Origin of the sequence: Nocardia sp. CA-135953, assembly GCF_050955735.1 — a bacterium.
In the GTDB taxonomy this organism is placed as follows: domain Bacteria; phylum Actinomycetota; class Actinomycetes; order Mycobacteriales; family Mycobacteriaceae; genus Nocardia.
The window spans coordinates 5,658,993-5,668,451 of record NZ_CP192082.1; the positions used below are offsets into that span (position 1 = coordinate 5,658,993).

Here is a 9,459-nt window from a genome sequence, read left to right on the forward strand (position 1 = left end):
CGCCACCACCGCTACGCAACCGGATTCAGCCATCACCACGCGAGCCGACGCCGATGACCGCTGCTCGACGACCGAAGCCGGCCAATACCGCCCAGCGATCCGACTCCGCCGTCCGAACCACCCGGCAATCGCTCACTCTTTCCACTCGGCGAGGTAATCCCGTTCGGAATCGGTGAGCCGACGCAGGCGCTGCGTACGCATATCGAAGGCCGCGATCTGAGTGGAGGCGATCACCGCGGCCGGCGAGTCCGGGGCCGCGCCATTGGCCCGGACCTCGTAACCGATGGTGAAGTCGACCGCACGCAGCTGCTCGATCCACATGGCGATATCGAGCGGGGTGTCCTCGTGGCGCAGCTGGCCGCGGTAGCGGACCCGAAGGTCCGCCAGCACACAGCCCTCGCGCAACGGCGCGGTCGGGCGTCCGTCCTCGAACAGCCACGGAATCCGCGCCTCCTCCAGCAGGGTCACCATGCGGGCATGGTTGACGTGCTGGAACACGTCCATGTCCGACCACCTGACGTCTACCTTGGCGTGGAAGCGCTTGGGCAGCAGCAGGCTGCCACCGAGCGCGCTCCCACTACCGTTGAGCGATCTGGTCAACGCGGTACCTCCGATTGAGCGCCCACCCCGCTCACCATGCTTCGCACTTGCCGCGCTGCAACCGACAGCGTGGCGAGATCGTGGGTTCCGGACTCGAACAACTCCGACAGCGCGGCCCGAGCACGCCCGAGCCGGGACTGGTTCTTCGACTCCCAGTATGCAATCTTCTCGTCCGCTGTCTCCTCCGGATCGCCCCCGGAGAGCACGTCGAGGGTCAGCGAGCGCAGCGATCCGTACATATCGTCGCGCAGTGCGAGCCGGGCCAGCGCATGCCAGCGATCGCCGCGTTCCAGGTGGCTGACCGCCTGCAACAGCCAATCGATCTTGAGGTGATCGTTGAGCGCGTAGTACAGCGAGCCGACCTCCTCACCGCTGCGATCGGTGATATCTGCGATATCCAACACATCGAGCAGCGGGAACAGATTCAGCAGCCCGAAGACCTCGGTGGCGAGGTCGGTCGGCGCGCCGCGGACGATCACTTCGGCGGACTGATCGGTCAGCGTCGCGACGTGATGTCCGCGCAGCCAGCCGGGCACCTTCGGCGCCAATTCCCGCACACCTCGGCTGTACCGGTTGATCTCCGCGCCGACCGCGATCGGCTGCGGACGGTTGCTCAGCAACCAGCGCGAGGCGCGATCCAGCGTCCGTTTGGTCTCCAGCTCGAGTTCGTCGCGCACCGACACCGCGGCATCGGTGGCCCGGATCCGCGCCCACATATCGTGCAGATCGAAGATCTCGCTGGCCGCCGCGAATGCGCGCACGGCGTCGGACGAACTGGCGCCGATCTCCTCGTTCAACCGATGGGCATAGGAGATGCCGCCGTAGTCGACCATCTCGTTCACCACCATGGTGGTGGTGATCTCGCGACGCAGTCGGTGCCGTTTGATGGCAGTCCCGAAACGCTCGCGCAGTGGTGTCGGGAAATACTCCGGCAGCCGGGTGGCGAAGTACGCGATATCCGGCAGATCGGTTTCGAGCAGATCGGCCTTGAGCGAAAGCTTCACATGCGCCATGAGATTGGACAATTCCGGCGACGCCAGACCCGTGCCCTCTTCGATCCTGCGCTTGATCTCCACCTCCGAGGGCAGCGCCTCCAGCTCGCGATCCACTCCGCGACGCGCCTCCAGATCTTCGATGAGCCGCTGGTGCACGTTCAGCATCCCGGCCGCCTCGGCCCGGGAAATGCCCATCAGGAAATTCTGGGAGACGTTGTCCTGCAACACCATCTGGGCGACCTCATCGGTCATCGAGGCGAGCAGCGGATTGCGTTCGGCCTCGGGCAGTGCGCCCGCGCTGACCACGCCGTCGAGCAGCACCTTGATATTGACCTCGTGGTCGGAGCAGTCGACACCGGCCGAGTTGTCCAGTGCGTCGGTGTTCATCTTGCCGCCGTTGCGGCAGAACTCGATTCGACCCAGCGCCGTCGCACCCAGATTGCCGCCCTCACCGATCACCTTGACCCGCAGCTTATTTCCATTGACGCGCACTGCGTCATTGGACTTGTCGCCGACCTCGGCATTGGTCTCGGTACTCGCCTTGATGTAGGTGCCGATGCCGCCGTTCCACAGCAGCTGAACCGGCGCGAGCAGAATCGCCCGCACCAGTTCCGGCGGTGACAGCGCGACCACATCATCGGCCAGCCCCAACGCCTTGCGGGCTTGCGGGCTGATCGGCACCGACTTCACGGTGCGATCCCAGACGCCACCGCCGGTGCTGATCAGCGAGGTGTCGTAATCGGCCCACGACGAGCGCGGCAGTGCGAACATCCGCTGCCGCTCCCGGAACGAGGTGTCCGAAACGGGCTCCGGGTCCAGGAAGATGTGCCGGTGGTCGAAGGCCGCGACCAACCGGATGTGCTCGGACAGCAGCATGCCGTTGCCGAAGACATCGCCGCTCATATCGCCGACCCCGACCACGGTGAAATCGGTTGTCTGCGTGTCGATATCCATCTCCTGGAAGTGGCGCTTGACGCTCTCCCACGCGCCCTTGGCGGTGATGCCCATCGCCTTGTGGTCGTAACCCACCGAACCACCGGAGGCGAATGCGTCACCGAGCCAGAAGCCGTAGCGCTGGGCCACGTCGTTGGCGATATCGGAGAAGGTCGCGGTCCCCTTGTCTGCGGCCACCACCAGGTAGGTGTCATCGCCATCGCGGCGGATGACTCGCTCGGGCGGCAGTACCGCACCGGTCGCGCGGTCGACATTGTCGGTGACATCGAGCAGACCGGAGATGAAGGTCCGATAGCATTCGACGCCCTCTGCACCGAGCGCCTGCCGATCCGCGGTCGGATCACCGGTGGCGGCGGGCGGCTGCTTCACCACGAATCCGCCCTTGGCACCCACCGGCACGATGACCGCGTTCTTCACCGCCTGCGCCTTCACCAGACCCAGAATCTCGGTGCGGAAGTCCTCCAGACGGTCCGACCAGCGCAACCCGCCACGCGCCACCGGACCGAAGCGCAGATGCACGCCCTCGACTCGAGGTGAGTACACGAAGATCTCGAATTGCGGCCTCGGCTTGGGCAATTCGGCGATCTCACGCGGTTCCACCTTCACCGAGATGTATCCGCGCGAATTGCCCTTGGCATCGGTTACGTAGTAGTTCGTCCGTAACGTCGCCTTGACCAGCGACAGGATCGCACGCAGGATACGGTCGGCGTCCAAGCTGACGACCTCATCGATGCGGCCGCGGACCCGGGTCTCCAATTCGGCGGCGTGCTCGGCCGATTCGGTATCCGGATCGAACCGCGCCGCGAACAGCTCGACGAACAGCCGCGCGATATCCGGGTAGGCGAGCAGCACCCTGGTGATGTTCGCCTGGCTGTACGGGAAGTCGGCCTGCTGCAGGTACTTCGCGTACATCCGCAGGATCGATGCGGTACGCCACGTCAGCCGAGCGCGCAACACGAGTTCATTGAGCCCGTCGGCTTCGCCACGTCCGAACCAGACCGCTTCGAAGGCCTCGGTGAACCGGTCGTGCAGCCCACGCTCCTCCGATTCGAGCGCATCGGCTCTCGCCGAAGACTCCAACAGTTCCGCATCCAGATCCCGGTCCAGTGAACTGCGCAGCAATTCCGGGCGAGCCAGCAAGCCGAAGTCATAGATCCAGCGTTCCCCGCCGTCATCGCCGAGTACCGGATCCAAGAGAATCTGATACGGCCGCTCGTCGACCACCTCGACACCGAGGCTCTGCAGCACCGGCAGCACCTGGCTCAGCGAGATGCCGCTGCCGCCGATGTAGAGCGTGAACCGCCAGGAACCAGGCACCGAATCCGCACGGCGATACAGGTATTGGTCGATGGAACCCGGCGCGATGCCCTCCAGCCGGACCACATCGGCAAGTGCGCGCTCGGCGGCGAAATCCTGTTTGTACGCCTCCGGGAATGCCTCGGCGTAGCGCTGCACCACGCCGGGATCAAGCACGGTCGAGGTGCTCACCGCATCGTTGAGGCGGTCGTCCCAGGTGTGCGTCGCCTCGGCGAGCAGGTTCTGTATGCGCAGCCGATTGGCCTCGGAGGTGTCGGCCTGGGCCATCGATTCGCGCGGCACCCCGAGCTCGGACTCCGGCATGCGCACCGTGAAATACACACTGGCCAGCTCGCTTTCGCTGACCCGCGCGGAGTAGTCGATGGAGACGCCGCCCAGTTCGCGCACCAGGATTTCCTGCATCTCCAACCGCACCCGCGTGGTGTAACGATCCCGAGGCAGATAAACCAGGGAGGCGACGAACCGGCCGTAGCCGTCGGAGCGCAGGAACAGCCGAACCTGTCGGCGCAGACCGACATTCAGCACCGCGGTCGCGGTGCGACGCATGGTCTCGACATCGGAGGAGAACAGCTCGGTGCGCGGGAACGACTGGATGACCTCGAGCATGGCCTGTCCGGAGAACGAATCCAGATCGAAGCCGCTCTCCTCGATCACCGAACGCACCCGGCGCGCGATCACCGGGATATCCAGGACGTTCTCGTGCACCGCGGTCACCGTGAAGACACCGATGAACAGGTGTTCGCCGACGATCGTGCCGGACTCGTCGAAGTCGGCGACGCCGATGAAATACGGGTACACCGAGCGGTGCACGGTGGCGGGTACCAGCCCCTGGGTGAGCATGAGCAGTGTGCGGTCGCCGGCATTGATCGGCACCCGGAAGTCGGTGCCGACATCGGGGCGCAGCACGCCGAGGCAGGTACCCGGCAGCGGGTTCGAGATCGCCTGTCCCTGGTCCGGGCTGAGTTGATAGCGGGCATAACCGAGCACGGTGAAATTGCCACTGTCCAACCAGCGCAACAGATTCGCGGTATCGACCAGATCGGTATCGGGGAACGGCGCGTGGCCGGATTTCGCCGCGACCTCCAGTTCATCGGCCAGATTGCTCTGCACCTGTTTGATGGCCTCGGTATCACCGATGACCTGGCGCACATCCGCGACGACATCCGGCATCGACTGCGCGATCCGGTCCAGCAGGGCCGCACTGGTCGACGGGTGCAGCTGCAGATGCATCCACGATTCGCGCAGGCCCTCGGTGCCGTTGCTGTCGACCTCGTGTGGCACGGCGCTGATCAGCCGCCCGTCCTGATCGCGCGTCACCTCGAAGATCGGGTGGATCACCTCGCTCACGCTGACGCCCATCCGGCTCAGGAACGAGGTTATCGACTCGACCAGCAGCGACATATCGTCGGTGACCAATTGCACTGCGGCGCCGAGGCCGGAGCCGTCGTCGGGGTGGTAGACCCGCACCAGTGCCCGCCCGACGGGGCGGGTCATCGCGAGTTCCATATGCCGCCGGAAGATCTGAGTGATCCCGGTGATCGCACAGTCCACATCGCCCGCGTCGACGTGGCGGAAATACGCCTCCTCGAGGGGTGCGAGTTCGCCGCGCAGCGACTGCGGCAAACTCGCGGCCCACGCCGCACTGGACAATTCGGACGAGACCGTCATTTTTTCGCCAACTCCTCGGATTCGGTTCCGCAACAAAGTGACGCCGGTCCGACAGTAGCTGTGCCATGCTGACGAGTGGGTGAATTCCCTTCTAAATGCAGGGTGTTCACCAATACCGCAACGTTCGCCGCTTGATAGCCGAGGTCGATGGTCCCGGCACAGCTCCCGATCGGACCGGCAACGTCAGGTAGACGCAATCGCGGTGGTAGCGACCCAATGCCCGGACTGCGCCTGCGCATGCACGCCCCCCACCATAGTCAGATCTTTGGAAGAGCGTGTGCCGACCGTATTTCCTTCGACGGAGACACCGCACGGTGCGTGCTCGCCGCAATTCCTTCGGCAGAACAATGATCCGCTGCTGCGGAACCGACGGCCCGCCCCGGAACCAATCGAGTTCGGCCCGCCAGCCGGTGAGCTTCTTGTCGAGCCCAGCAGCGCCGATCCTCCCCCCATCCCCTCGCTCACGAGTCCGGCCACCACCCGCCACCTCCGCAACGGCATCCGAAACCAGATCCATCTGCCGCTTTGCCGGGTTGAAATATGGTTATTTCGGCTCGACTCAGCCGCCCTGCGAATGCGGAGGAGGCGGCCTAGAGAGCCCCGCACGGTGGGCGCCAGGCCGCCGCAAAGCCGATCCGGCGGGGCAGGTGCACACGGCAACCGCTCCGCCGGACGCCGGACTCAGTCGCGAGTGAGCTTGCGGTGCGTCACCCGGTGCGGGCGGGCCGCCTCCGGGCCGAGGCGCTCGATCTTGTTGGCCTCGTATGCCTCGAAGTTGCCCTCGAACCAGAACCACTTGGCCTCGTTGTCGGTGTCACCCTCCCACGCCAGGATGTGGGTGCAGGTGCGGTCGAGGAACCAGCGGTCGTGGGAGATGACCACGGCGCAGCCCGGGAACTGCTCGAGCGCGTTCTCCAGTGAACCCAGCGTTTCCACGTCGAGGTCGTTGGTCGGCTCGTCGAGCAGGATCAGGTTGCCGCCCTGCTTGAGGGTGAGCGCCAGGTTCAGGCGGTTGCGCTCACCACCGGAGAGCACCCCGGCCGGCTTCTGCTGATCGGGACCCTTGAAGCCGAAGGCACTGACGTAGGCGCGCGAGGGCATCTCCTGGTTGCCGACCTCGATGAAGTCCAGCCCCTCGGAAACGACCTGCCAGACATTCTTCTTCGGGTCGATGCCCGCGCGGTTCTGGTCGACGTAGCTCAGCTTGACGGTCTCGCCGACCTTCACCTCACCGCTGTCGGGCGATTCGAGCCCGACGATCGTCTTGAACAGTGTGGTCTTGCCGACACCGTTCGGACCGATGACACCGACAATGCCGTTGCGCGGCAACGTGAACGACAGATCCTTGATGAGCTGACGATCGCCGAAGCCCTTGTCCAGATGGTCGACCTCGACGACCACACTGCCCAGGCGCGGACCCGCCGGGATCTGGATCTCCTCGAAGTCCAACTTCCTGTGCTTCTCGGCCTCGGCAGCCATCTCCTCATACCGACCGAGGCGGGCCTTGTTCTTGGCCTGGCGGGCCTTGGCGCCGGAACGCACCCAGGCCAACTCCTCCTTGAGCCGCTTCTGCAGCTTCTGATCCTTCTTGCCCTGGACCTCGAGACGCTGGGCCTTCTTCTCCAGGTAGGTGGAGTAGTTGCCCTCGTAGGGGTAGGCGCGGCCGCGGTCGAGTTCGAGGATCCACTCGGCGACATTGTCGAGGAAGTACCGGTCGTGCGTGACGGCGAGGACGGCGCCCTGGTAGGAGGCCAGGTGCTGCTCGAGCCACAGCACGCTCTCGGCGTCGAGGTGGTTGGTCGGTTCGTCGAGCAGCAGCAGGTCGGGCTTGCTGAGCAGCAGCTTGCACAGTGCGACGCGCCGGCGCTCACCACCGGAGAGGTTGGTGACCGGCTCGTCCGGCGGCGGGCAGCGCAGTGCGTCCATGGCCTGCTCGAGCTGGGAGTCGACATCCCAGGCATCGGCGTGATCGAGGTACTCCTGCAGCTTGCCCATTTCGTCCATGAGCTCATCGGAGTAGTCGGTGGCCATGAGTTCGGCGATCTCGTTGAAGCGATCCAGCTTCACTTTGACCTCGCCGAGGCCCTCCTCGACATTGCCGCGGACCGTCTTCTCCTCGTTCAGCGGCGGCTCCTGCTGCAGGATGCCCACCGTGGCACCCGGCGAAAGGAAGGCGTCTCCGTTGTTCGGCTGGTCCAGTCCGGCCATGATCTTCAGCACGCTGGATTTACCCGCGCCATTGGGGCCGACGACGCCGATCTTCGCGCCGGGAAGGAAGTTCAAGGTGACATCGTCGAGCACGACCTTGTCGCCGTGCGCCTTGCGAACCTTCTTCATTTGGTAGATGAACTCAGCCATACAGGGAAGCCTATCGGTACGAGGAAAGATCATTACGCCCCCTGCTGCCCCACCTTGCAGCTCACGGGCCGGTTTCATTCAACCAGGACCATATCCGAAGGATTCCCCGCCCCATCCTCATCCAGGTCCACGGCATGATCAGGCCGTCTCTGGGCCGTCGCGGGTTGAAATGCCGCCCCGATCGCGGTGCGCGCACGGTCATGGCTGGAGGCGATCAGGTGGGCGTAGTAGCGCAGCGTGATCGCCGCATCCGAGTGCCCCAGAAACTCCGCGAGCTCGTTGATCGAGACACCGTTGCCGAGCAGATCCGATGCGAACAGGTGCCGCAGCGCATGCAACCCATCAACCCGCCGACGCCGTGTCAGCTTCGCCCCGCGGAACGCCCCCGCCCACACCGTCGCATTGAACAGCTCCCCGTACCAGGTCTTGCCGTCCTCGCGAGTCATCAGCAGCTGTACCGTCTCGGGCCGTCCATCGGGATGCCGCCAGGGCAGCGTCACCGGCACCGGCTCGAACAGCTCCATATAGAGATCGATCTCCTGCAGCACCTCGGCCGCCAGCGGTGCGACGCGGGTCTTGTTCCCCTTGGGCAGGGAGAAAACCGGCACGCCCTCGACACGGCGAATCTGGCGTTGTATGTCCACGAGCCCATCGGCACGACGGATATCGTCCGGCGAGAACCCAAGAATCTCCCCTTGGCGTAACCCGATGCCCCGACCGAGCGGCACCACGATCTTGTTCCGATCCGGCAGCGCCGACCAAATCGCGCGAGTCCGTGTCTCGGTCCACGGGATGATCTTCCGTTGACCACCCTTCGGCGCGATGACTTCCTTACTCTTGCAAGGGTTTTCGCGAATCCAGCGGCGCGACTTGGCGAGCTCCATGATCGAGGAGAACTGTTTGAACAGTTGCGCCTGATACACGGGATCGAGCCCGCGGCTTTCCATCCAATCCAGCCATTTATGCACCTGCTCGATCGACGCTGCCGACTGAACCGTGTGCTTGTCGAAGAACGGCAAGATCTGATTGTTCAGCTGGCTTTGCACGGTCTCGCGGCTGGACCGATCCGGCGATGTGCCCTTCACCCAGTCGGCCGCGAGCTCCTTGAACAGCCTCCGACCCGACCGAGGATCAACGTAACTGCCGTCCAACAGCGAGGAATCCACCTGGGTCCGGAAAGCTTCGGCCTGTCTCTTCTTCCCGTTCGGAAAGGTCTTGGAATCCTCTGTGCCATCAGGCGCGATGTAACGGACCTTGTACCGATTGCCCTTGCCGAACAAACTCGTCTTGACCCGAATCACCCTGTCCGGATTGTCGGGATCAGGGACGTCCGTGTACCACCGATCTTGCACATGCGACATCGCGAGCCTCGACTATGCCGCATCGTCCACGGGCAACTGATCGAACCAGTCGCGGACCGCAGCGGGATTCCAACGAAGATGCTTGCCAACCTTCCGGGCTGGTGGGCCGTACCCCTTCTTTCGCCACTCCCGAACCGAATCCACTGGAACATTCAGGAATTCGGCTACGTCATCAATGGTCCAACGCTGTTCGTTCTCCACTTTTC

5 protein-coding genes are annotated in these 9,459 nt (G+C 64.4%); all 5 read right to left on the minus strand.

Annotation, left to right across the window (positions count from 1 at the left end):
* Positions 1 to 132: 132 nt before the first annotated feature.
* The 5 genes from ACQPXH_RS26105 to ACQPXH_RS26125 all read right to left on the minus strand — a co-directional run bounded on the left by ACQPXH_RS26105 (position 133) and on the right by ACQPXH_RS26125 (position 9,454).
* Positions 133 to 555, minus strand: a complete 423-nt coding sequence (locus ACQPXH_RS26105) for an acyl-CoA thioesterase (RefSeq protein ID WP_433603585.1) — start codon at positions 553 to 555, stop codon at positions 133 to 135.
* A gap of 41 nt (positions 556 to 596) precedes the next feature.
* A complete protein-coding gene (locus ACQPXH_RS26110; RefSeq protein WP_433599124.1) occupies positions 597 to 5,534 on the minus strand; it encodes an NAD-glutamate dehydrogenase in 4,938 nt (1,645 codons plus the stop codon).
* Positions 5,535 to 6,215: 681 nt separating this feature from the next.
* A complete protein-coding gene (ettA, locus tag ACQPXH_RS26115) occupies positions 6,216 to 7,892 on the minus strand; it encodes an energy-dependent translational throttle protein EttA (RefSeq protein WP_433599125.1) in 1,677 nt (558 codons plus the stop codon).
* A gap of 74 nt (positions 7,893 to 7,966) precedes the next feature.
* Positions 7,967 to 9,193: a tyrosine-type recombinase/integrase gene (locus ACQPXH_RS26120; RefSeq protein ID WP_433599126.1), complete on the minus strand. Its 1,227-nt coding sequence runs from the start codon at positions 9,191 to 9,193 to the stop codon at positions 7,967 to 7,969.
* A 72-nt stretch (positions 9,194 to 9,265) separates the two neighbouring features.
* Complete coding sequence (locus ACQPXH_RS26125; RefSeq protein WP_433599127.1) at positions 9,266 to 9,454, minus strand: helix-turn-helix domain-containing protein; 189 nt, start codon at positions 9,452 to 9,454, stop codon at positions 9,266 to 9,268.
* Positions 9,455 to 9,459 lie beyond the last annotated feature (5 nt).